Raw genomic sequence first — 22,559 nt, forward strand, 5'->3', positions numbered from 1 at the left:
CTGGGATCATAGACCACCTCCTTATTAACTGTAATTATATACAGTATTGCAACAGTTTACAAAAACATAGCCATATTAAAAAGTTGTCTGCTATTACAATGTTTGTTCAAACGCTAATTTGTAAGCATATGCAAAGCAACCTGCGGGGGCAGGTTCGCTGAAACGTTTCATTTTTCTTCAAATTTACAGTTTTGACTGACTAAAATTACACATACCGCCATCGTAAAAAATCAGCAGCGCTTAACCCTTAATAGGATAGTCACATTAATTTTTCATTCACAGAGCTTGTGCCCGTATTAGTTGCCTTTCCGTAAAAAAATATAGCAGTCTGTATTACCGATTAAACAGTGCTCAAAAATAGCCGCTAGTAAAAAAGATTTGAAAACTGTACACTTATCAAGTTATCTACTCTTATGCCTTTCTTAAATCGAGCCAAAATGCCCAATAAGTCAAATGACGCTTGCTGTGATCACGGCGGTAAGCGCCCCGGTTGCGGTCGCAAACCGGGGGTGAAAACCCAAGCTATTCGCCTGCCTGTTTGGTTGCTTGAGCAATTGAGCGAAGCGGGGGAGCCAAGACAGCTGATTATCGACGCTTGCCTTGCACAACATGCATCTATCTGTAACAAAGGCGCGGGTAACCATGACTAAATCAAAATTTATACTGCACTATTTCCTGTTGAACAAGTTCTCTTATTTGTTTGCGATTGTGTGCATTTTTGTGGTGAATTACTTACAAGTAGAAATTCCCCGCTACATCCAGCTGGCGGTTGATTTGCTTAACGAGGCAACACTTGCGTCAAAAGAGGGGTTGCTTGAAAACGTGCAGTGGGTGATTGCTTTGTCGGTGATCATGGTGGTGATCCGTATTCTGTCGCGCATGTACTCCTTAAACCCTGGGCGTATTACCGAAGCGGCCTTGAAAAATGATGTATTTCATCGGCTTAACCGTTTGCCCTCAAGCTTTCACACACAATATGCGTCGGGCAAACTTATCTCCATTATCAATAACGACTTGAATGGCATTCGCCTGTTTTATGGGGTTGGTTTTTTACAGCTGTTTAATATTTTGTTTGCGCTGTCGCTTACCCCCATTTGGATGTGGAAAATCTCTCCCGAATTAACCCTGTATTCGGTGATCCCCATTATTATTGCTGCAATTATTTTCCGCATTGGTTTTAGAAAATTGCGCGCCTTACATACAGAGCGCTTAACCCGTTTGCAGGATTTATCCGAGCAGTTGATGAACTACTTGTCGGGCATAGACTTGATTAAAAATCAGCAGATGAGTGAGTGGGTGACCAGTGAAGTGGATGCGGTCAATCGTCGTCTGTTTGATTGCACGATGAAAATAGCCAAAATCCAAACCTTTTTTATGCCTGTGCTGGATTACGCCAACCATTTTATGAAGGTGCTGATTTTGGGCCTAGGCGGTTATTATCTGTTGCAGGCCAAGCTGACGATTGGTGAAATTACTGCCTTTTTATCTTACTCGGTACTTTTGGCACTACCGCTGATGCACTTGGGCCGCATTGTTACGGTTTATCAAATGGGCATGATCAGTATTGATAGTGTGCAGAACATTTTGAATAACGAAGTGCCAAGCACCGATCTGTTGAGAATGGACGCCAATAAAAAAGCCGCCTTGCATGGCTCGACACTAACGGTAAAAAACCTCAGTTACACTTACCCAAGCGCTAAAGGTGAAGATGCCGAGGCAGTACTTAAGGATCTGAGTTTTTCCATTGCACCGGGTGAGAAAGTAGGTGTTTTAGGCAGTATTGGTGCAGGTAAAAGTACTCTGGTGAATTGTTTGAATCATCATTTATCCCTTGAAAGCGGGCACATTTTTTGGGGGGACAAAGACATTACTCAAATGTCACGTCAGGATTGGCGTAGTTACGTACGCACCATCACCCAAGAGCCTTTTTTGTTTTCCGATACCATTGCTGAAAATGTGAAATTTGGGGCAAAACAGCACAAAGAACAGCACAACCAACTGCAAGCTACAGACAATCTCGACGTGCAGCCAGTACTCGAACTCAGCCAATTGAGCGAAGACATTCGGCGTTTTAGCGATGGCGAACAAACGCTGGTGGGTGAAAAAGGCATTATGTTGTCGGGTGGACAAAAGCAACGTCTGAGTATCGCGCGGGCGCTACTCACCCCTTGCGACCTTATTATTATGGACAATGTGTTGTCGGCGGTGGATTACGAAACCGAGCGAACCATTCTTAAAGGCGTGTTTAATCGTATTGTGGGGCAAAGTTTATTGGTGGTGTCGCATCGCGTTAGCGCGCTGGAATACATGGACAAAATACTGGTGTTGCAAAATGGTGTAATCATCGCCCGAGGCACACACGCCGAACTGCTTGAGTCGTCTGACTATTACCGCGAGACTTGGGAATTACAGCAACATGAGACGGGAGAGGTAGCATGATTAAAACGCCTGACTTCCATCACCTTAAACATTTTTATCACTTCGCTTCGAAATATAAAAAAACCGCGGTGATTGGTTTGTTGATGATGCCCATATCGGTGGCGGCTAACTTGTTGTTCCCTTGGCTGATTATTCAGGTGATTGATGAACACCTCACACCTGGTAAATACGCAGGCATGATGTTGTTGATTAGCATCATGCTGGTGGTGTTGATTGTCAATTACATTGCCGATGGTCTTTATACTTACTGCTTGCGCTTGACCGGACAAAAGGCCGTTTTTGATATACGTATGGAGTTGTTTGCGCGCATTTTGAAGTTACCCCGCACCTATTTTGATAAAACGCCCACAGGTGTCACCTTGTCGCGTTTGACCAGCGATCTTGAAGCCATAGGTGAATCGTTTGTGTTAGGTGTGTTGAGTTTACTCAAAGACTCTATCAACACAGTAGCGGTATTGATTTTTATGTTTTTCATCAACTGGCAATTGGCTTTGTTGGTGTTGCTGGTGTTTCCGCCGGTATTGATGCTGACTCAGTATGTGCGCAATAGGCTGCGTGAAATGTATGCCATTACGCGCTCGTCTTTGGCTAAGGGCACGGGCTTTCTGCAAGAGTGTTTGTTTGGGGTGAAAACCGTACAACTGTATGGCGCAGAAGAGGAAGTGGAAGCCAAATATCACGGTTACACCGAAGAGTTTTTGCGTGCGCAGTTAAAAACCAATAAATACGATGCCACTTTGTTTTCGATTATAACGGGTATCACAACCATCACCATTGGACTGATTATTTGGTATGGCTCTGGTAAGGTTTTGGCCGGTGTGGTGAGCCTTGGTGTGTTGATCGCCTTTATCAATACCTTAGAAAAAGTGTTTGTACCGCTGCGTGACTTTACCTCGCAGATCGCTGCTATTCAGCGCTCTTTTGCTGCTTTTGAGCACATAGAAGAACTTTTTGTGGAAGATCTCGAAGAAGATGGGCGCACACTTTTGCCAGCAGAAACCTTAAAAGACAAACTAGCTACTTTCGAATCTCTAGAATTCAAAAACGTGCGTTTTCGTTATGCCGGCGCAGGTCCCAATGTGTTGGATGATGTGTCGTTCACCCTAAACAAGGGTCAGCAATTGGCCTTGGTGGGCACAACCGGCTCAGGCAAGTCGACTATCATGCGCATCATGAATAAAACCTACATGGACTACGAAGGTAGTATTCTTCTAAATGGCATAGAGCTGTCGAGCATTCCCAAAGACACTGTGTTGCCGTTGTTTTCGCTGATGCAGCAAGACGTGTTTTTGTTTGAGCAGAATATCCGCTTCAATATTTCCCTTGGTGACGACAAAATCAGTGACCACGCGGTGGAAGACGCCGCACAATACGTATATGCCCATGACTATATTTTGGGGCTGCCCCGTCAGTACCAATTTGAGCTGAAAAATAACGGCAGTAATATGTCGGCGGGTCAGGCTCAGCTAATCTCCTTTGCTAGGGCTGTGGCTCAGGGCGGGCAGGTGATGATGCTAGATGAAGCCACCAGTTCGGTGGACTCGATTACCGAAAATCTGATCCAAAAAGCCATTAGCCGTTTGTTTGAAGAAAAAACCGTGATCGCTATTGCGCATCGCCTGAGTACCATTCGCCACTCGGATCAAATATTGGTGCTCAACCAAGGCAAAATTGTGGAGCAGGGCAACCACCAAGACTTGCTAGCGATGAACGGTGTTTATTCCAACTTACTCACAGATGACACCAATATTGCAGACGATGGCGACTTAATCAAGCCAGTTTTGGCCTGATGCTGACATAAACTTGGGGGGGGCCCTCAGGTTTATGTTGTAAATTGCCTCATAGTGGTCCCCTTTGTTGCCCGATTTACCCATTTATTATGGTGTTAGAGACAACCTTGAATTGGCGCCAGCTATTCATGAATTTTTGCGTACAACCTTTAGACAATCTAACCCCAAGTTAATCTTTTAGCCTCGAAAACATTTTTACAAGGAAGTTATCATGTGGCTCACATTGATAATTGTGCTGTGTTTTAGCACTTTTAGTCACGCCAGTGATTTGCTGATTAATTGCGAACGATTTTAAAATTGCACCTATTTATGAGAGCAAGGTCGCTATAAATCAAAACTCAAACCCTCTTGAGCAATATGGTAGCCCTTGGACTGCACCAGCTTTGCTTCTGGACTGTTTTTATTCAGCAATGGGTTAGTGTGATTCATATGAATAAACCAAATTTTATTCCGCTGTTGTATGGGCAAAGCATCAAAAATTTGCATGCTTTCTGATACAAAGGGATGGGGGATTTTTGACATGTCGCGGCCGGGTAACTCACCGTCGGCATAAAATGCCGCGTCTAAAAACGCATAGTCGACGGTTTTCACCAAATCAGCAATGTTGGTTTTCCAAGATTGCCATTTGTTGATATCAGGAATAAAAATTGCGGTTTTATGCTGCCCTTGAATGCGATAACCCACAGTTTCAGAATATTCATCTCGATGGGGCACGGTAAAAGGGGTGACAGACACCTGCGTTAGGGATACGGGGTGCTTGTCTGCTAAAGGTTTTAACTGAATGTTGTTATAGCGACTAAGTTGATCCCATGGGCCATTATTTTCTAAAAACTGTTTCATACGGGGCATTGCATACACAGGTACATTGTTAGCGCCCATCGCTTCATGCCCTAAGTACATTAACCCAGCATAGTGTCCAATATGTGCATGTGTGAGGAATATACCTGCCAATTGATAGTCTAGGTCGGGGCTATGGTAGATAACTGATACAGTTGTTGGGGAAGGTTAGGGCTAGCTTCAAATAAATATTTGGTTTTTTCTTTTTGGTCAATTAGTGCAATAGACACCGCACCTCGTTGTAAGCGCTTATCTTGCCAAGCCGGTAAACAGTGCTGTTGATAACAGCCAATTTGCGGAAAACCGGCATCTTGCACTACGCCTAAAATATACAAACTTTGTTCAGCTTGTTTGGCCGGCACATGACCAGTAAATAGCAAAGCAAAACAACATAACCATTTAGCAAACCACTTACCTAACATAATTCATTTCCTGATTTTGAATTTTCAAAGCTTGTTGATCCTAACATGCTAGTAAATTAATCAGTCATAATATCCAGGAGTCTGAATTGCAAAAATTACACCTGAGAATGTTGCCTAATTAAGTTGTGATAAACATGATGTAACCTATCCAATTCCTCGCGTCTAATCGCAGGGTTATTGACTAAGGTTTGAATGCTTTGATCAAGTTGATAGAGGGTGTCGCGCATGGCGCTATCCGACACTAAACTTTGGATCCAAGTGATGGCGGCTAACCTTTCACCTTCGGTCACTGGAGTGACTCTATGCAAACTACTGGAGGGGTACAATACTGCATCACCTGCGGCTAATTTGACTTTTTGTTCACCGAATTCGGTACTGATGATTAACTCGCCACCTTGGTATTCGTCGGGCTCTGACAAAAAGGTGGTCATGGATATGTCTGAGCGCAAAACTTCGTGGCTATTGGGCATTCGCATGATAGCCGCATCTACATGGTAACCGTAGGTTTCGCCCTGTGAGTATCGATTAAAACACGGTGGGAAAATCCGATTAGGTAAGGCTGCTGACACCACTTGAGGTGAATTACCTAACTTACTCAACAGTAAGTTAGATAATGTTTGTATGTCACTGTGGTTAGCATCTGCTTGGGCATTTTGTTTGACATCAGCTGCCATACCCATGGCGGTGCCTTTACCATCTATCCATGGTGCTTGATAAAGTTTGTGACGAAATTGTACAACTTCGTCTTTTGTTAATAACTGCTCAATCAAGACCATAAATAGATTTCCTACTGGTTAACTAAAATTAAAACTCATACGTGACTGTGGCGCGCGCACTGCGGCCATCGCCTAGGTACATAAATGCACCTGATCTATAAGCTGCGGTCCAATATTCGGTATCGGTGACATTGCCTATATTTAGTCTAAATGTCATGGCTTCAGAGGCATGATAGTTAGCAAATAAGTTCACTACATTGTAGCTGGGTATCACAATACTGTATTGAGAGTTAGTTGCGTCGTAACCGGCGGCAGAATCGGGTTGACCACCGTACATTTCACCTTGGTAAGTGAAATCACCACCAAACGCAAAGCTGTCATTTGGTTGATAACGAAGTTGCACATAGGCACTTTCTTCAGCGAAGTTACTTAGGTTTAAACCAATATTGCCTTGGTTAATTGAGGCTAATACATCTGATTCCATTTTGGCGGCACTGACTTGAATGCTTAACTTATCAGTCAGATTACCGTTCATGGCAAACTCAACACCTTTGACTCGGTTTTTACCGGTGTTTAATGTGCCTAATGTAGAATAATCATCTGTGCCTACACTTTCCATTACGTTAAATTTTGTCATTTGAAATAAGGCGGCGACAAACAGTTTTTCATCTAGTAACGAAAATTTCGCGCCTAATTCGATGTTCTCCACTGTTTCAGGATCGGCTGCCGATGCTTGATCGGTATCACCACACAAACCACCGTAACCACAGTTTGCACCTAAGTCTGATTCGCCGCCATTAATGTTTGTGGCCGTGGCATAACTTACATAGATATTGGCATCGTCATTTATGCTATACACCACACCTAGATGACCATTGTGGAAGTCGTCTTTGTAGGCGTAATCCAACTCTGTACCGCGGCTTACCGCATCGTTGCTGTAATCAATGGTATCTTGTCTTAGGCCAAAGAATACCTGCCATTGTTCATTAATGGTGGCGGTATCCATTATATAAGCTGCGACAGTTTGAGCAGAAAATAATGAGTCGGCGTTACCTCTTTCGAAGGTTCTACCCATGATATTTTGTGGTTGGGCATACACATCGCCATTACCGTCTAATAAACAATAACCGGCAGAAACCCCGCGACGACCTGAGGTTGAACAGTTGGTTGCTGCAGTATTGTCGTCGAAACTAAACACTCCGTTTTCAACTTCTTCATCAGACACTTCTAAACCAAACAATATTTTATGTTCAACACTGCCAGTGGATACATCCCAAAAAAGGTTAAATTGGGTGGCGAAATATTCTACTTCTTGCCATCCCTGATGGGTACTTAGTCTGATAGTCGCGGCGCCAGGCGCTGTTAAATCTTCATCAGCACGCACTGCGCCATTGGCACCTGTGGTGAGATAGGCATTGGATGTTTGGCCGTAACGGGTGGCATTATAAAACTTTAATGAGTCGTTAATGTCGTATTCAGTACGTACGGTAAAGGCAAATACCTCTGAATCTAAAAAGTCGCTGCTTTGCGCGTAAACCGGTATATCAGCCACAGGTGTGCGCAGATTGCGGTCAAAATAGCTGCCCAAATCAGGTGTATCATCAGCTTTGAGGTAATAAAAATCGCTATACACCCGCAAATCTTCGGTGTTGTCGTACAACCCAGATAGCAGCAAACCATCACGGCTACGGCTAATACCTTCGCGGCCTGATGCATCTTCTTCGGTGCTCAGTAAATTTATTCTAGTCGCAAAGTTAGTCGAGACGGGCGTGTTGTAATCAAGCTCAAGTCTGTAGTGATCATCTGTGCCTATGCCTGCGTCTATACGACCAAACTGATAAGCGGTTGATGCTTTTTTGGTAATGCTATTCACTGCACCACCAGATGAACCACGACCAGCAAAGGTAGAGCTAGGCCCTTTAGTAATTTCAATTTGTTCTGATGCAAAACTTTCGCGAGTGGTCATTCCCGGGTCGCGTAATCCGTCGACAAACACATCTGAACGAGCTTCGTGGCCACGTATAATATATCTGTCACCGAAGGCATTTCCGTTTTCTCCAGTTCCTAAAGTAACCCCAGCTTGAGATGCCAATATTTCTTTTAAGTCAGTACGACCCGCTTCGTTGATTTGGTCTTTGGTTAATACCGTAATTGTTTGCGGCGTATCAACCAAGTCAGCAACTCGGCGTAAATCGCCCGAGGTTTTCACATTGTAAATCGAGTTACGTACACCGTGAATACGGATTAATTCCATTTCTTGTTGTTGTGCACAATCTAATCGTTTGCTTCACATTGCTGGTTGGCCTCATTGGCTAATACCGGACTTAGATTTAATGCAAGTGTGGTCAGAGCGCCTGATCCAAAAGTAGATATTGATTGATTTGATTTAGACATTTTAGCTGTGTGTTCCCATGTGATTTTCGAGGGAACAGATAATAAAAGCATAAAAGTATTTTGTAAAGCCAAATAATAACTATTATCATTTGCGTTTGGATTGCCTGGGTTTGTAGTGAAAAAATGCTTTATACATCAACAAGGTAAATGAAATTATAAACAATAATTAATTGAACTATTGGTTTGTACTTCTGTTTATTGCTTTAAAAATAATCTAATGATATCGTTTTCATATGAAAATATTATATCTCCTACCATTAGTTTTATTGGCAGCATGCTCCTCGGAAGTGCCTGAGAAGTCATTGTCAGAATCGAAACCTACTACCGTTGTTGGCGAACTCGTGCCCACGACAAGTCGATATTTCAATTTTGTGCCTACTCCTTCTATTTTGATTTTCTCAGAGACGCGAGATTGGCGACATGAAGAAGGGATTGCGGGTGCAAACCTGGCCATTATGAAGGCCGCAAAAGAAATGGGACATGGTTATTACACAACTGAACACAGTGGAATATTTAACGAAAAGGACTTAGCCCGTTTTGACGTTGTTGTGTTTAATAACATGACAGGCGACGCGCTAACGCCAGAAGAAGAAACGGCGTTTGCTAAGTGGCAGTCTAAAGGTAATGGTACCGTTTTATTACATGGTGCTGGTGATGACTCCCATCAAGATTGGGATTTTTATCACAATGAAGTATTAGGCGCGACCTTTGTTAGTCATCCAATGGACCCGCAATTTCAAGAAGCACGGGTTGAAGTGTTAGCCCCCAAACATCCAGTTATGCAAGGCCTTCCAAGTGAGTTTATGGCGACAGACGAATGGTATACATTTGAAGCTGTGCCAAGTGATGACTTTATTGTTTTAGCAGGCTTGGATGAAAGTACTTATAGCCCAGTGAATAACGCTTATGGCGATCGTTCCGATTTACGTATGGGGCCAAAAACCTCAGATCACCCTATCATTTGGGCGCGTTGTTTAGGCGATAATCAGGCCCGCACAGTCTTTACGGCTATGGGTCATCGATATGAAACTTTTGAGACCACTGAAGCATTGCTTATTTTGAAAAATATGCTGAATTGGGCGGCTAAGAAAACTGATCCTGAATCTAGTGGTTGTGCTAAATAGCCACTCATTGCTGATTTTTAATATCAGTAAAAAATAAAGTAAAGTTTGCTATGGGTGGGACTCAGTCTAATCCTTAGCAAACTTTTTCTCCAACGCCCCTGTTTAGATACATCAATACGTTTACTTATCTTGAATTCAGTCATTTTTGATGGCTTTTGCGTGTCTTCGTAATAGACTCGTGACGTTTTGCATATCTCAATTTAAATAGGATGAAGCGAGTTTGAAAAAATTAATCTTTAGTTTAGTCGGTATTTTGGTGCTTTTACTGGTCATTTTTATTTTCCTGCCAGCGCCTATTTCACCGGTGGCTTATTCACCGTCCCAAGCGCAACCACTTACTGATGTGCTGGCAAGCAACAGCCTTTTACAGAAGGCGGAACTGTTGGCCGTCGGAAAAATCAATGGCCCTGAAGAAGTGGCAATTGACAGTCAAAATCGCGTTTATGGTGGCACCCAAGATGGTGACATTGTGCGGATAATGGCAGATGGTCGGTTAGAGGTTTTTGCGCAAACCCATGGGCGACCTTTGGGAATGTTGTTTGATAAAAATCAGAACCTCATTGTGTGTGATGCGTATAAAGGATTACTGTCGATTAATCCTGTTGGTGAGATTACAGTGCTGGTTAATACAGCGAATGATATTCCTCTGAAGTTTACCGATGCCTTGGATATTTCCAGCGATGGCATCGTTTATTTTACCGATGCGAGCAGCAAATATGAGCAAACTGAATACCTTTACGACCTCTTAGAAGCAAAACCTCATGGCAGGTTTCTTAGTTACAACCTCAACACTGGTGAGACAAAACTGCTAGTGGATAACCTGTACTTTGCCAATGGTGTGGCGTTATCTCAAGACGAAGACTTTGTTTTAGTGAATGAGACATACCGCTACCGGATCCTCCGATACTGGTTGAAGGGCCCCAAAGCCGGTACTCATGATATTTTTATTGATAATCTACCCGGGTTTCCCGATAACATTACCAGCAATGGTAAAGGTAAGTTTTGGTTGGCTCTGTTTACGGTTCGCAATGATGATATAGACAGTCTGCATGTTTCGCCTTTTCTAAAAAAACAAATGTCCAAGTTACCCAAGTCTATGTGGCCTAAACCAAAACCTTACGGCTTAGTTTTGGCTCTAAACGAACAAGGCGTAATTACCCAAAGTTTACATGAACCCACAGGTCAGCATCTAAAGGAAATTACCTCTGCCCGTGAACATCAGGGTTATCTGTATTTAGGTAGTTTGCATAATGATCGGATCGGAAAGTATAAATTGCCTTAAGCGGCGTCCTAGTTACCCTTGTCTTTTGACCATTGTTTGGGGTCGAGTAAATAACACTGTTTAAATTGTTCATATAGTTCAGGGTGGTGATGCTCTAGCTGGTGGGGTTTCTCAAAAAATGTTTCAGTCACTACAGCAAAAAACTCAGCGGGGGAGGTGGCACCATAACTGTCAATCACATCATCCACGCCATTAGCCCACTTTTGTTGTTGCACATTAAACTCGGCATTTAAAACTTGTGACCATTGTTGATATTGCTGTGCTGTAGGTAACAAGGGCAGACCATCCATTGCTGCATTTTCTTCATCTAATTTGTGGGCAAACTCATGCATCACCACATTGTGTCCATCGCGACTATCTCTTGCACCTTGCAGCACGTGATTCCATGCCAGTATGACTGGACCTCGGTGCCATGACTCTCCTGCTCTGGTGCTTGTACCGGTAATATGCAACATGCCTTCTGTTCGCGTACTGCTGGCCACGTAGGTCTCGGGGTAAACCAATATACTGCGAAAACCGGGATAATAATTACCAGGCCGATTGAGTATTAATAAACACGCTTGAGCGGCTATTAACACTCTTATTTGGTCTTTTATTTCGAGGCCATTGCGCCCAACAATGTCTTTTTCAGCTAAAAATACTTGAATATGACCGGCTAACTTATTCTGTAACTCATCGGGTAAACGCGCATATAACGGGAATTGGCTTTGCAATATATGCAAGTATTCGGGCGGGAGTGGTTGTGCGCTTAATTGTATACGTTTTAATTCACGTTGTTTTATCTTGCGTTTATCCAAGTAAAACCACGCCAGCATAACCAAAATGGGTAAGCTTAGTAAAAAATAAATGAGACTTTGGCGCATAGCTTTTCTGTGAATTAGGTAAGGTCAAACCCTAGCTTAGCAATATTGGCCACTGCCAAGTAATAAAAAGTTTCATCAATCAATTAGTAAACGTGCTGAATTCACCAGTAGTATTAGACCCACTATTAGCAACAAGCTAAACACCACTTTTAGAAACAATTGCTCGTTAATTTTATGATGCAGAATATTACCCAACCAAGCACCTACAAACACACAAGGTGCCAAAATTAGTATATTCAAGCTTTGACCCACCAGTTTGCCTTGCCATAAAAACCAGCATGTCAGGGCTAGATTCAGGGTTGCCCACAGTGTTAATAAAGTCGCGCGAAATGCCTGTTTATTAATTTGGCTACGGGCCAGTGCATACACCAGTAATGGCCCGCCAGAAGCAAATAACCCATGCACTATACCAGCGGTACTAATGGTTAGGTTACGACCGGCCGTGCTTTGAGGTGCGCTATTCGACGAGAATAAAGAGCGTAACGAAACCCAGATAATTAATACGGCAAAAATTAACTTGGCCCATAGTTCATTAATTAACGGCGAGAATAAAACACCGGCTAATAATCCCAGCAACATTAAAGGTAGTATGCGTTTAAGCAACAGCTGGGTTTCGATATGGCGCCGATTCATCCATGCCATAGGGATAGTCATCATAATATTCAGAACCACCAATAATGGCACTAATGTTTTGATATCAAACACCAAAGCACCGAAGGTGAGGGCTAATACAATGCTGCCAAACCCGGTCATGGCTTGAATCGCAAATGCACCCAACACACACAGCGCTAGAAATAACAGACTCATGAATGACTCTCTAATTCTGTGGCAAATTTGCGGCGCATTAAACGCATAAATAAACTCGGCCATAACCGATATAACAAGCTAAACACTAAAGTAAGAGGCTCTGGAAACAGGCGTTGTTTGTTATTGCGGATTGCTTTAACAATTTTTTTGACCATCCAATTGGCACTATGAATATGACCCACGGTAGATCTTGGGTGTGTTGCTTGGTTTCCATCTCCACCTAGTGCATTTTGATTGATTGGTGTATCGATAAAACTGGGGTAGACCATCAGTACAGTTAAACCGCTGTCGAGTAATTCGCCGCGTAGAGTTTCAAAATACTGATGTAATGCTGATTTGGCAGCACAATATCCCGCTCGGCCAAGCACGGGCATCCAGCCAGCCATGGAACTGATATTCACAATTTTGCTTTTGCATTCTAGCAGTCGTGGCAGAAGCCCCTGGGTCAATCGCACCGGAGCATGAAAATCTACTGCCATTACTTGTTCAATTACCTTGGCCTGAGTGTGCCTGACCTGCGAACGGTGAGTAATACCGGCATTATTGATCAGCAGCGCGATATTCGGATTATGTTGGCTGATTTGCGCAACAAGTTCGTCTACTGACTGCATATTGGATAAATCACAGGTAAACAGTTTACAGTCAGTAAATTGTTGGTTTAAGGCGTTCAGTTTGTCGGCCTGCACATCAACTAGATAAAGCTGGTATTCAGCTGCCAGTTGATTAGCCATTTCTAAACCTAAACCCGACGCCGCACCGGTTATTATGGCAACGGGTTTATTCATTGATCAGCCCTTGTGATTTTACAAAAAATTCGAACACTTGTTTGGAGGTTTTGCTAGGCACAAATCCGAATTGCTCTTTTAATGCTTTGTTACTCAAAACCGGACGATAACGCAGAAAGTCCAGTTGCTCTGGCCCGTAAGAACTGATCCCCAGCTTGTTACCTATCCACAATAGTGATTGCAGTAATCCAGCGGGCAAGGTCAGTAAAGGTTTGTTCATTACGGCGGCAATGTCTTGAATTGACAGTGCACCATCTCCGGCAAGGTTATAGATGCCCACTTTGCTGTGTTGCACGCCTTGCAGAATAATCTCGGCTACGTCTTCATCCAAAATAAATACAAAAGGTGAGCGACTACCCCTGATGGCCAATATTCGTTTTTTACGGAACAGATTGGTGATCAGGTTGTTGGTATTTGCCCCTAATACTGTGCCCGGGCGGAGTATTAATTGCTGCAAGTCAGGATTATTGGTGCGGCAATCAGCCAACATGTTTTCGATAAGACGTTTGTGATGGCTGTAGGCAAAGTGTGGATTACCGCGTAGTGCATCGGTTTCACTTAGCCAGTCTGGGTTGTCGGCATGATAACCGTACGCAGCGCCACTGCTGGTAACGGTAAGGTGATTAACATTTGCTTTGACACACGCTCCCAACACATTAAGCGTGCCATTTACATCGATGTCATAATCTCGCCGTGGGTCATCGGAAGGTTGTAAAATACTGGCTAAATGTACTACGTGAGTGAATTTCTGTTGCTGCATAAATTCGGATAATGCCGGATCGCGAATATCCATTTTGTGATAATCATAGTTTTCAGAAGTGGCATCGACTATGTCTATGCCTGTCACGTGTGAATGGGGTACCAGTGCTTTGACCAATTTCTGGCCGATGTAGCCTTGCGACCCCGTAATTAATACCTTCATTGCTGACTTTCCTGTGAATCTGTTTTATCGCGCCAATGCCACAACCAAGTTAAACTTAGTCCGCTGATCAAATGCCAAATCCCCCAAGCTGCAGCAATAATGGCCATACCGCTAAATTCACTGAAGAAAGTGAAAATAATACCAGTCCTAATCCAGAATTTTGGATCCCAGTTTCAAATGTTATTGCTCTGCGGTCGGCTCTGCTGAGTTGCATTAAATACGCCAAACCGTAACCCAGTGACAATGCAAAACCATTGTGCAGTAGTACTAATAACAAAAACCAATCCGCGGCATCAGCAAAGGTTTGCCAGTTTTTAATCAGTGCCAACAACACAAAAGAGAATAAGGTGGTGAGAGAAATAATTCTAAATACACCCTGACTTTTAAGCGCAAAGTTGGAAGCAAGTTTAGCGGTTAACATACCAAGCAGTAAAGGTAATGCCAGTACTAGTATTACAAGAATTAAAATATTTTCAAAGGGCACGTTAATACTGGTTAACAACTCTTTAGTGGCGGGATTGAGGCTGGCATATAACATAAAATTAAACGGGGTGAGTAATGCCGCAGCAAGGCTAGCAATGCCTGTCATACTAACGGATAGAGCCACATTCCCCTTACTTAAGTAGGTCATAATATTGGAAAAACTGCCGCCTGGACAAGCACCGATTAGGATCACACCTAAGGCAACTTCAGCAGGCATTGGCACCAGCATGGTTAACAACCAACTGGCAGCTGGTAACAATACAAATTGCGCCAGCATGGCTACCAATGGTGCTTTAGGTTGACGTAATACCTGACGAAAATCAGCAGCGCGTAAGCTCAGCGCAATACCAAACATCATTAATGCGAGTATTAGATTCAGCAGCAACAAACCGGTAGATGACACAGATTAGCCTTGTTTTAATTGGTTAAGTTCAGCATGGATAGCCCGCAGGTAATCCGCTTTGTGCACATAGTACGACATTCGTTCCACTTTTAGGTATTGCATGCCCCCATCGATACGTTTGTTGGCATTTTGCTGAATGCGCTGTTCAAATGCTGAGGCTTTGGCTGAAGATTGTTGTTTGGCTTTAAGGTAGGCGGCAACCAGTTGCGCCTGATCGTTACGACCTTGCCAGCCTAAACCTGATGCTTCGACCATACCCATCACAAACAAGTTGTGATGTTTTGGGGTGAATATATTCAGATAAAGATGCGGCGCAAAACCTTGCCAATTCAAATGTGCTTGATCGATAAATGGGTAATCTAGTTTATAACCGGTCGCTTCAAGAATCAGATCATAATCGGCTTGTTCAGCGTTTATAAATTTAACGCCTGATGCGGTAAGGCTTTCAATCGCAGGGCGAACTTTAATATCACCATGGCCAATATGGTGTAAAAACATAGAGTTCACAACAGGGTGTGACTCATACATTTTGTAATCTGGATCGGGCAATCCAAATGCGCTGGGTTTACCGGAAATTAATCTAACCAGTAGCCCATCGACAAATTGTTTGATTTTATTCGGTAGGCGAATTTTTCCGCCCAGGGTATCCACCGCTTTGCCAGCCACAAATTTTGGCAAAAAGTAATAACCTCTTCTGACTACCATGTCTACGGATTTTGCACGATGTACGGCGTCGACTGCGATATCACAACCACTGTTTCCACACCCAACAATCAATACTCGCTTATCAGCAAATATGGCCGGATCTTGATACAAACTACTGTGTAAACGCTCGCCGCTAAATTCACCTTCAAATTCAGCATGTTTGGGATGGTGTAAGGTGCCATTTGCCAGCAGTACACCGGACGCTTGTAGGATTTCTGTTTGGCCATTGTGACTTATGGTCACTTGCCAACCGTCAGCGCTGGGTTCTAGTCGCTCTACCTTAGTGTTAAAACGGTAATGTCGGTACAGATCAAAATGCTCAGCATAGTCACAAAAATATTGGCGCAATTGATCATGACGAGGATAAGTCGCCACCTCATCGCCCATTGGAAAGTCGCTGAATTCAGTCATGCTTTTTGACGAAATCAGATGCGCCGTTTGGTACATGGTACTGGTAGTGCTTTCTATATCCCACAACCCGCCCACGTTTGAGTGTATCTCTACACCAATTACCGGCAACCCCTGCTCAAGTAGACGGCGCATTGTACATAACCCCATTGGGCCGGCCCCGATTACAACATATGGCAACATTTGTGTATCCCCTAAAAATGATCAGGTAAAGGTTACCTGAATAAATTCCCTTTGACGCTGGTCAGTTGGGACTAAAACTGGTTAATATGGGACATTACATTGGTTTATTTATTGAGTTAACGTGCTTGAGTCCACTGTCACCACAGGTTTTACCCGCGCTATTGTGTCGATGTTGCCAATGGTTGGCATTAAAATTTCAGATGATCTTGAACTGGCTATCGCTGGGATACCGGCTGGGGAAAGATTGCCTATGTCGTTACAGGATCAACTCTGGCAACAGGTAGAGCAACAATCTGACAACCCAGCAATTGGATTGCAAATTGGTAATTTGTTGCAACCTTCACATTTTGATGTGATGTTTTTTTTGGTATTGAGCAGTCCAGATTTAGCCTCGGCTGCCCAAGCTTTGGCGACCTATTCGGATATCATTGGTGAGGGTGGTTCGTTTGTCATCAAACGTTCTGCAAGGGGTTGGCGTTTGCTCTATCAACCCACCTTTTTGGCTGCCCAAAAAATCCGCATCGAGGCTATTTTGGTTTGTGTTGTAAACGGTGTGAAATGGCTGATGGGTGAGTCTTTAGTGCCTTTGTCATTGTCTTTTTCACATCCCCAATTAGCCGAGTTATCCGAATATCAGCAATTATTTGGTCAATGTAATGTGTATTTTAAGCAACAAGATAGTTACATTGAATTTAGCAATGAAGATTGGCAGCGCAAACTGAATGCAGCCAACCCACAAATACAACAGCAAATGCAAACGCTGGCGCAACATCAATTAAGCAATCTACGACAGGGAGCGATTAGTCGTCAAATCAGAACCTTGTTATTACAACAGCCGAAATTACAACGGGCTCAAGTAGCGGCAAAATTGTCGATCAGTGCAAGACATTTAAATCGTAAATTGGCCGAAGAAGGGTTAAGTTTTAAAGATTTGTCGGAGCAAGCCAAAAAACGCTGTGCTATCGAACTAGTGCAACAAAAAAAACTAACCCAGGCAGGACTGGCCGAACATCTTGGGTATGCCGATGAAAATGCGTTTGCCAAAGCCTTTCGACGCTGGACTGGAATGGGAATTCGGGAATTTAGACGTCAGTAATTAGGCACATTTTTAGCTATTCAGAACATAGTCTAGAGAGTGCCGCTTTACTCAATTTCCAATAGTCTGACATCAAATACCATTAGCGCATTGGGGCCAATTTTATTGCCTACTCCACGTTTCCCCCAAGCAAGATCTGGTGGGATCACAAATTCAAAACGACTGCCTAATGCCATCAACTGTAAACCCTCTTGTAACCCTGGGATTGCTTCTTTAAGGCTAAAGCGATCGGTAAATCCGCTTTTATAGGTATCGGCAATTACACTGCCATCAAAATTTAAGATACGTTGGTTTACCACCACTTCATTTTGCATAGTGGGAGCAGGGCCTTGGGTTTCTTCCAAAATACGATACATAAGCCCCGAATGCAGTTGTACAACGTCGGGTTTGTTTGTGTATTTTGCAATAAAGGCTTCGCTACCCTTACGGTTCTGACCTTTTGAGCCTTTGTTAAGCGCCCGCTGATTTTTTGCCATTCAAAAACCTAATTATTCCACACTTCGAATATTATTCTAGATATAAAGATAAAACATTCGCTGCTTTGATGCATGGTGTATTCGCAACTAAGAAGAAATTAATTTCATCTTAGTTGCCTTTAAAAAATCTAAAGTAAGTTCAGCGCTAAGTTTGCTTTTATTCGCATTATCACTTCTTCGCTATTCGATTGTCACTATAATAGAGTGCATCAATATTCACTATCGGCAGTTACTTCACTATGAACCAAGACAATCATTCAACTCATGAAAAAGGGTTACTTTTTAATACTAAAGGCAAAGTATCTGTTTGGGCATCGCAACATCCTTACGCTGATATCCCAGATGAATATTTTGAAGAAACGTTTTTCAAAAAAGGCACTCGGGCAAAAAATACTTGGTCAGAGAATTATAAAATTCGCTATTTTACTCCTGAGATGATGGAAACTAATGGTGCCCATACTGGCACTATTGATATACATGAAGCGGCTGGTGGTTGTTCTTGTTCAAGTTCTTTTATTGTTAACTTAATGAGTAAAGCTAAGAAAAATAAGATGCAGCAAATCACTTGGATCATTTTGCTTTTCGAACAGGAATACAGCATTAAAGCCAGTGGTGTATCTGCGGATGAATACACCACCTTTTTGGGAGCATTTAATTATGATGCCTCCAGCGAAAGCCTCCTGGGTGAAGAAGAGCAAGATGAGGAAGAATATGAAGAGAGTTCAGAGCATGACTCAGAGCAAGATTCAGATTAAATAGTAGTTAGTAAATTCACCTGCGGAATACGTCATGATATTTCGCTATTCCGTCCTTTGACGGCAATATTTGCAACAGTGATTAAGGTTAAAATGTCATATTTTTGCGACGTCAGGAGCTAAAGTTGTTGTTTTTCAATTCATTTTAATCAAAAGTCCAGAATGATTAGACCTAGTTCCACTTGACAGGAAAGTCAGACGTTTTAGGATACCCAGACTAAGTTGATAATGGGTATTGCTAGAAAAAGTATTCAATATGCAACAATTGGTAGTGTTTTAGTCGTGAATGCCCTTTATTTATTCGATGGATATCGGTTTTTACCCAGCAATAGGTAGTTAGAAATTTGAAGACAGTTCACACATTTCCCCCTTGGTTGATTGTTATCGCAGGTACGATATTAGCGACCATCATCAATTTAAATCCATTACCTTTTGTCACTGGCGCTCAATTTATTTTCGGTAACATCATAGCTGTTGCCCTAACGATACTTTTTGGCTGGAGAGCGGGTTTATCCTGTTCTCTTATTGCAAGCTCAGTAACCTATTTTAGCTGGGGTCATGGCCTTATATTTTTGCCCTTTTCACTAGAAATATTAGCGGTACACTTCGCTATTTCTAAACAAAAAAACCCACTATTGGTAGGTGTACTTTATTGGTTTGCTATAGGTTGGATAATAGTAGGGTTAGAATATTATTTTTTTGCAGACTTTCTAGACAGTACCAAAATTGCAATCACCATTAAATTTGTCATTAATGGTGTACTAAATGTCATGCTTGGATATGTGCTGGCTTACTTTTTATTGAAAATTACAAAAAGTGATTGGCGTGAAAGATTAAAGTTTAGTCAATTTGTAACTTTAGCAGTTGTCTACTCGTTAACCTTAGCCGTATTTGCCAACAGCTATTTTTGGCTTACTAATATGCAAAAAGACAAGTTATCAGAGCTCAACAAACAATTGGCTATGGAGTCTCAATATATTGCTCAAAAGGTAGATGCCTATTTAAACGAGCACCTCAATACATTAGATCTTATTGCCTTTATGGATCAAACCCAAATTGAAGAGAAAGATTGGCCAGCGATTCTAGACAATATTGTTAGGCGCTATCCAAACATATTGACTATGTTCGTTACTGATGAATATGGCAAATTTGTCGCCACTCATCCAGCTTCAAGACTAGAAGATATAAGGCAAAACAACGCTTTTAATGACGTTTCGATGCGCCCCTATTTTAAGGTGCCAAAATCCACGCTTGAACCGTATATTTCTGATGTTTTCCAGGGCAGGGGGTTTGGTAATGACATTATAGTGGCCGTTTCTGCTCCTTTATTGATTGATGGAAAGTTTACAGGAATCGTTGAGGCTTCACTTAATTTAGCTAAGTTTAGTACTCTAGATCGTAAGGAATTACATGCAACAGAGAGCATTATCATACTGGATAATAATAATCGCGTAATTTATCGGTCTGAAGGTTTAGCCTATAATTCGTTAGAAAATTTGCAGGGGAAAACCATATTAGCTCACGCACAACATCCTAAAGATTACTATTTCATTAACCATACAGGTGACTACTATTTAGGTATTTCTCAGGAAATAGGTAATTTAGGTTGGACCTCCATAGTATTGCTTCCCAGAGACGTATACGAATCTCAAATATCCATTTATGTCGCCTGGTCACTGTCTATATTGGCCATTTTTCTTTTAGTTGGCGCTTTGTTTGCTGCAAAACTTGCAAACAAGGTCACTCGTCCTTTAACTGAATTAAATCAAAAATTATTAACTATTAGTCGCACGGGGGACTTTGATTCCCTCAATCTGGCTTTAAAACCCACCTTATTTGTTGAATTAAATACAATGTCTTCGGTTATTCAAGGATTTTCCCGACGATTAAGAAAATCGATAAGTTCACTCAACAGTGTCAATTTTGAACTTGAAAGCGTTAACAGTAACTTGGCCAACCTAGTTGAAGAAAAAACTAGGGAACTGAAACTAGCAGTGATTTCTGCTAACCAAGCCAACAATGCAAAATCAGAATTTTTGGCCACAATGAGCCACGAAATCAGAACACCAATGAATGGTGTGCTTGGCATGATTGAATTATTACAGACCAGTGATCTGGATAATGAACAGAAACACAAATTAGGTATAGCCGCTTCTAGCGCAAAATCGTTACTCTCTTTGATCAACGATATTTTAGATTTTTCTAAAATTGATGCTGGGAAAGTGGAGTTTGAAAATCAGGATTTTAGTTTAATTAATTTGCTCAGTGACATCATCGAAGTCCATTCGATGATGATAAAGAGTAATGATGTCATTCTGCTTATGGATACAAGTTTAATTGAGCAGGATTCGCTTGCAGGAGATCCCACTCGATTACGTCAAGTATTAACAAATTTATTGAGTAATGCTCTCAAATTCACAGAAAAGGGACACATTTTACTCTCAGTGCAGAGTCGAATTGTTGATGAACAAGTTCAAGTGTCTCTTAACGTAGAAGATCAAGGGATTGGTATTGCATCCGACAAGTTAGACTCATTATTTAATCCATTTACACAGGCTGATGCTTCAACCACAAGAGAATACGGCGGCACTGGTCTGGGCCTTACCATTTCTAAAAAGCTATGTGAATTGATGGGCGGTGATATCAGTGTACAAAGTCAACTTGGCAGTGGTAGCACTTTTACTGCTGAAGTTACCCTCAAACCGGGTGAAAAGACTTCCAATCAGCCGGACTTGAGTAAGCTTTTTAATTATATATTAGTTGTTGGCAATGATAGGCAAAGTGAGTTGCTCATTTCACAACTAAAACAGTGGAATGGTCAGGTAGTTAGTGTTGAAGATATTGCCGAACTAGAGGTTAAATATGCTCGAATTAGTGGGTTTGGACAAAAGATATCTCCAAATCTCATTTTTGTAGCAGAAGACATAATAAACGATAATCTGAAGAATAGTTGCAGGTTGGTCATCGCTCAAGATGACAAGGTTATTTATGTTCACAAACAACAAATAAAAGCGCTTGATAGTGAAATGAAAAACATTGTTTCTGGTATTTGCACAACTCCCTTAACACCAAATAAATTATGCAATGTCTTTAAGACGATTACTCAAAACACAACGGAACATGTTCAGGATAAGTCTTTTGTTGAACCACAAAATATAGCAAACACATCGAACAGAGATTGCGTGTTACTGGTTGAAGATAATTTGATCAATCAACAAGTGGCTCAACATATGTTGGAAGATCTGCAGGTTGATGTCATTATCGCTCATAATGGACAAGAAGCAATCCAGCAATTATTGGATAACAACGGATTTTCCTGTGTGTTTATGGATTGCCAAATGCCAATAATGGACGGTTACACAGCCACTAAAAAAATTCGCTTAGGTGAGGCCGGTGAGCACAATAAAGATATCCAAATCATCGCATTAACGGCTAATGCGATGGGCGGTGATCAAAAATTATGTTTCGACGCGGGCATGAACAACTATATTACCAAACCTATGACAATTGACATGTTACGCAATGCTTTGGAAGACCTTCAAAAGACTTGATAGTGGTAATGTCAAGTCACTGCTGATGATTGGTCGCCAGTAGTTTGCCAATTATAGTTGGGCGTGAACACCGATAGAAAAAAGTACTGTCAATAAGTCGGAATAGAAAGTGTTCTAT

19 protein-coding genes are annotated in these 22,559 nt (G+C 42.1%); 8 read left to right on the forward strand and 11 right to left on the reverse strand.

Going from position 1 to position 22,559, the window contains the following annotated elements:
- The first annotated feature begins 437 nt into the window (after window positions 1–437).
- Genes QZ488_RS12345 through QZ488_RS12355 form a run of 3 tightly spaced genes read left to right on the forward strand, consistent with a single transcriptional unit; the run spans window position 438 to window position 4,229 of the window.
- Window positions 438–650 (forward strand): hypothetical protein, encoded by a 213-nt coding sequence (locus QZ488_RS12345; RefSeq protein ID WP_293749092.1) that lies wholly within the window; start codon window positions 438–440, stop codon window positions 648–650.
- On the forward strand, window positions 643–2,439 hold the full coding sequence (locus QZ488_RS12350) for an ABC transporter ATP-binding protein (protein ID WP_293749094.1): 1,797 nt from the start codon (window positions 643–645) through the stop codon (window positions 2,437–2,439). The genes QZ488_RS12345 and QZ488_RS12350 overlap by 8 nt, the downstream gene beginning before the upstream one ends.
- Complete coding sequence (locus tag QZ488_RS12355) at window positions 2,436–4,229, forward strand: ABC transporter ATP-binding protein (protein ID WP_293749096.1); 1,794 nt, start codon at window positions 2,436–2,438, stop codon at window positions 4,227–4,229. The genes QZ488_RS12350 and QZ488_RS12355 overlap by 4 nt, the downstream gene beginning before the upstream one ends.
- Window positions 4,230–4,553: 324 nt before the next feature.
- Here the strand turns inward: QZ488_RS12355 and QZ488_RS12360 are convergent, their stop codons facing one another.
- The 4 genes from QZ488_RS12360 to QZ488_RS12375 all read right to left on the reverse strand — a co-directional run bounded on the left by QZ488_RS12360 (window position 4,554) and on the right by QZ488_RS12375 (window position 8,458).
- Window positions 4,554–5,180 carry an MBL fold metallo-hydrolase gene (locus QZ488_RS12360; RefSeq protein ID WP_293749098.1) on the reverse strand — a complete coding sequence of 209 codons (627 nt, stop codon included), beginning with the start codon at window positions 5,178–5,180 and terminating at the stop codon, window positions 4,554–4,556.
- 8 nt (window positions 5,181–5,188) lie between these two features.
- Entirely contained in the window at window positions 5,189–5,488 is a 300-nt protein-coding gene (locus tag QZ488_RS12365) for a hypothetical protein (protein WP_293749100.1), read from the reverse strand.
- Between the two features lie 95 nt (window positions 5,489–5,583).
- Window positions 5,584–6,264: a Fe2+-dependent dioxygenase gene (locus QZ488_RS12370; protein ID WP_293749102.1), complete on the reverse strand. Its 681-nt coding sequence runs from the start codon at window positions 6,262–6,264 to the stop codon at window positions 5,584–5,586.
- Between the two features lie 28 nt (window positions 6,265–6,292).
- The gene (locus QZ488_RS12375; protein ID WP_293749104.1) at window positions 6,293–8,458 is read right to left on the reverse strand and encodes a TonB-dependent receptor; all 2,166 of its coding nucleotides are present in this window, start codon (window positions 8,456–8,458) and stop codon (window positions 6,293–6,295) included.
- A 373-nt stretch (window positions 8,459–8,831) separates the two neighbouring features.
- Between QZ488_RS12375 and QZ488_RS12380 the strand changes: the two genes are divergently transcribed.
- Complete coding sequence (locus QZ488_RS12380; RefSeq protein WP_293749106.1) at window positions 8,832–9,722, forward strand: ThuA domain-containing protein; 891 nt, start codon at window positions 8,832–8,834, stop codon at window positions 9,720–9,722.
- Between the two features lie 220 nt (window positions 9,723–9,942).
- Window positions 9,943–11,004, forward strand: coding sequence for an SMP-30/gluconolactonase/LRE family protein (locus tag QZ488_RS12385; RefSeq protein ID WP_293749108.1), 1,062 nt, complete (start codon window positions 9,943–9,945; stop codon window positions 11,002–11,004).
- A gap of 8 nt (window positions 11,005–11,012) precedes the next feature.
- On the opposite strand, the gene QZ488_RS12390 is transcribed toward QZ488_RS12385, so the two are convergent.
- The 6 genes from QZ488_RS12390 to QZ488_RS12415 form a co-directional block, all read right to left on the reverse strand.
- Complete coding sequence (locus QZ488_RS12390; RefSeq protein ID WP_293749110.1) at window positions 11,013–11,867, reverse strand: M90 family metallopeptidase; 855 nt, start codon at window positions 11,865–11,867, stop codon at window positions 11,013–11,015.
- A gap of 75 nt (window positions 11,868–11,942) precedes the next feature.
- The gene (locus QZ488_RS12395) at window positions 11,943–12,674 is read right to left on the reverse strand and encodes a sulfite exporter TauE/SafE family protein (protein WP_293749112.1); all 732 of its coding nucleotides are present in this window, start codon (window positions 12,672–12,674) and stop codon (window positions 11,943–11,945) included.
- The gene (locus QZ488_RS12400; RefSeq protein ID WP_293749114.1) at window positions 12,671–13,459 is read right to left on the reverse strand and encodes an SDR family NAD(P)-dependent oxidoreductase; all 789 of its coding nucleotides are present in this window, start codon (window positions 13,457–13,459) and stop codon (window positions 12,671–12,673) included. The genes QZ488_RS12395 and QZ488_RS12400 overlap by 4 nt, the downstream gene beginning before the upstream one ends.
- On the reverse strand, window positions 13,452–14,381 hold the full coding sequence (locus QZ488_RS12405) for an SDR family oxidoreductase (protein ID WP_293749116.1): 930 nt from the start codon (window positions 14,379–14,381) through the stop codon (window positions 13,452–13,454). The genes QZ488_RS12400 and QZ488_RS12405 overlap by 8 nt, the downstream gene beginning before the upstream one ends.
- 67 nt (window positions 14,382–14,448) lie before the next feature.
- The gene (locus tag QZ488_RS12410; protein WP_293749118.1) at window positions 14,449–15,267 is read right to left on the reverse strand and encodes a bile acid:sodium symporter family protein; all 819 of its coding nucleotides are present in this window, start codon (window positions 15,265–15,267) and stop codon (window positions 14,449–14,451) included.
- A 3-nt stretch (window positions 15,268–15,270) separates the two neighbouring features.
- Window positions 15,271–16,563 carry an NAD(P)-binding domain-containing protein gene (locus QZ488_RS12415; RefSeq protein WP_293749120.1) on the reverse strand — a complete coding sequence of 431 codons (1,293 nt, stop codon included), beginning with the start codon at window positions 16,561–16,563 and terminating at the stop codon, window positions 15,271–15,273.
- Between the two features lie 121 nt (window positions 16,564–16,684).
- On the opposite strand from QZ488_RS12415, the gene QZ488_RS12420 reads away from it, so the two are divergent.
- Window positions 16,685–17,659 (forward strand): AraC family transcriptional regulator, encoded by a 975-nt coding sequence (locus QZ488_RS12420; RefSeq protein ID WP_293749122.1) that lies wholly within the window; start codon window positions 16,685–16,687, stop codon window positions 17,657–17,659.
- 47 nt (window positions 17,660–17,706) lie between these two features.
- Here the strand turns inward: QZ488_RS12420 and QZ488_RS12425 are convergent, their stop codons facing one another.
- Window positions 17,707–18,135, reverse strand: a complete 429-nt coding sequence (locus tag QZ488_RS12425) for an FKBP-type peptidyl-prolyl cis-trans isomerase (RefSeq protein ID WP_293749124.1) — start codon at window positions 18,133–18,135, stop codon at window positions 17,707–17,709.
- A 239-nt stretch (window positions 18,136–18,374) separates the two neighbouring features.
- Here QZ488_RS12425 and QZ488_RS12430 point away from each other — a divergent pair, with 239 nt between their 5' ends.
- Together QZ488_RS12430 and QZ488_RS12435 are read left to right on the forward strand one after the other, a co-directional pair.
- The gene (locus tag QZ488_RS12430) at window positions 18,375–18,890 is read left to right on the forward strand and encodes an immunity 22 family protein (protein ID WP_293749126.1); all 516 of its coding nucleotides are present in this window, start codon (window positions 18,375–18,377) and stop codon (window positions 18,888–18,890) included.
- 344 nt (window positions 18,891–19,234) lie between these two features.
- Window positions 19,235–22,441: an ATP-binding protein gene (locus QZ488_RS12435; RefSeq protein WP_293749128.1), complete on the forward strand. Its 3,207-nt coding sequence runs from the start codon at window positions 19,235–19,237 to the stop codon at window positions 22,439–22,441.
- Window positions 22,442–22,559: the final 118 nt, after the last annotated feature.

The organism is uncultured Paraglaciecola sp., from assembly GCF_913020055.1.
GTDB lineage: Bacteria > Pseudomonadota > Gammaproteobacteria > Enterobacterales > Alteromonadaceae > Paraglaciecola.

What these genes read in the sequence shown, in the direction of transcription:
- QZ488_RS12375 (WP_293749104.1), bottom strand. Translation starts at nt 8,458, where the DNA reads ATGGAATTAATCCGTATTCACGGTGTACGTAACTCGATTTACAATGTG.
- QZ488_RS12390 (WP_293749110.1), bottom strand. Translation starts at nt 11,867, where the DNA reads ATGCGCCAAAGTCTCATTTATTTTTTACTAAGCTTACCCATTTTGGTT.
- QZ488_RS12350 (WP_293749094.1), top strand. Translation starts at nt 643, where the DNA reads ATGACTAAATCAAAATTTATACTGCACTATTTCCTGTTGAACAAGTTC.
- QZ488_RS12405 (WP_293749116.1), bottom strand. Translation starts at nt 14,381, where the DNA reads ATGAAGGTATTAATTACGGGGTCGCAAGGCTACATCGGCCAGAAATTG.
- QZ488_RS12425 (WP_293749124.1), bottom strand. Translation starts at nt 18,135, where the DNA reads ATGGCAAAAAATCAGCGGGCGCTTAACAAAGGCTCAAAAGGTCAGAAC.
- QZ488_RS12430 (WP_293749126.1), top strand. Translation starts at nt 18,375, where the DNA reads ATGAACCAAGACAATCATTCAACTCATGAAAAAGGGTTACTTTTTAAT.
- QZ488_RS12395 (WP_293749112.1), bottom strand. Translation starts at nt 12,674, where the DNA reads ATGAGTCTGTTATTTCTAGCGCTGTGTGTGTTGGGTGCATTTGCGATT.
- QZ488_RS12400 (WP_293749114.1), bottom strand. Translation starts at nt 13,459, where the DNA reads ATGAATAAACCCGTTGCCATAATAACCGGTGCGGCGTCGGGTTTAGGT.
- QZ488_RS12415 (WP_293749120.1), bottom strand. Translation starts at nt 16,563, where the DNA reads ATGTTGCCATATGTTGTAATCGGGGCCGGCCCAATGGGGTTATGTACA.
- QZ488_RS12370 (WP_293749102.1), bottom strand. Translation starts at nt 6,264, where the DNA reads ATGGTCTTGATTGAGCAGTTATTAACAAAAGACGAAGTTGTACAATTT.
- QZ488_RS12345 (WP_293749092.1), top strand. Translation starts at nt 438, where the DNA reads ATGCCCAATAAGTCAAATGACGCTTGCTGTGATCACGGCGGTAAGCGC.
- QZ488_RS12365 (WP_293749100.1), bottom strand. Translation starts at nt 5,488, where the DNA reads ATGTTAGGTAAGTGGTTTGCTAAATGGTTATGTTGTTTTGCTTTGCTA.
- QZ488_RS12355 (WP_293749096.1), top strand. Translation starts at nt 2,436, where the DNA reads ATGATTAAAACGCCTGACTTCCATCACCTTAAACATTTTTATCACTTC.
- QZ488_RS12380 (WP_293749106.1), top strand. Translation starts at nt 8,832, where the DNA reads ATGAAAATATTATATCTCCTACCATTAGTTTTATTGGCAGCATGCTCC.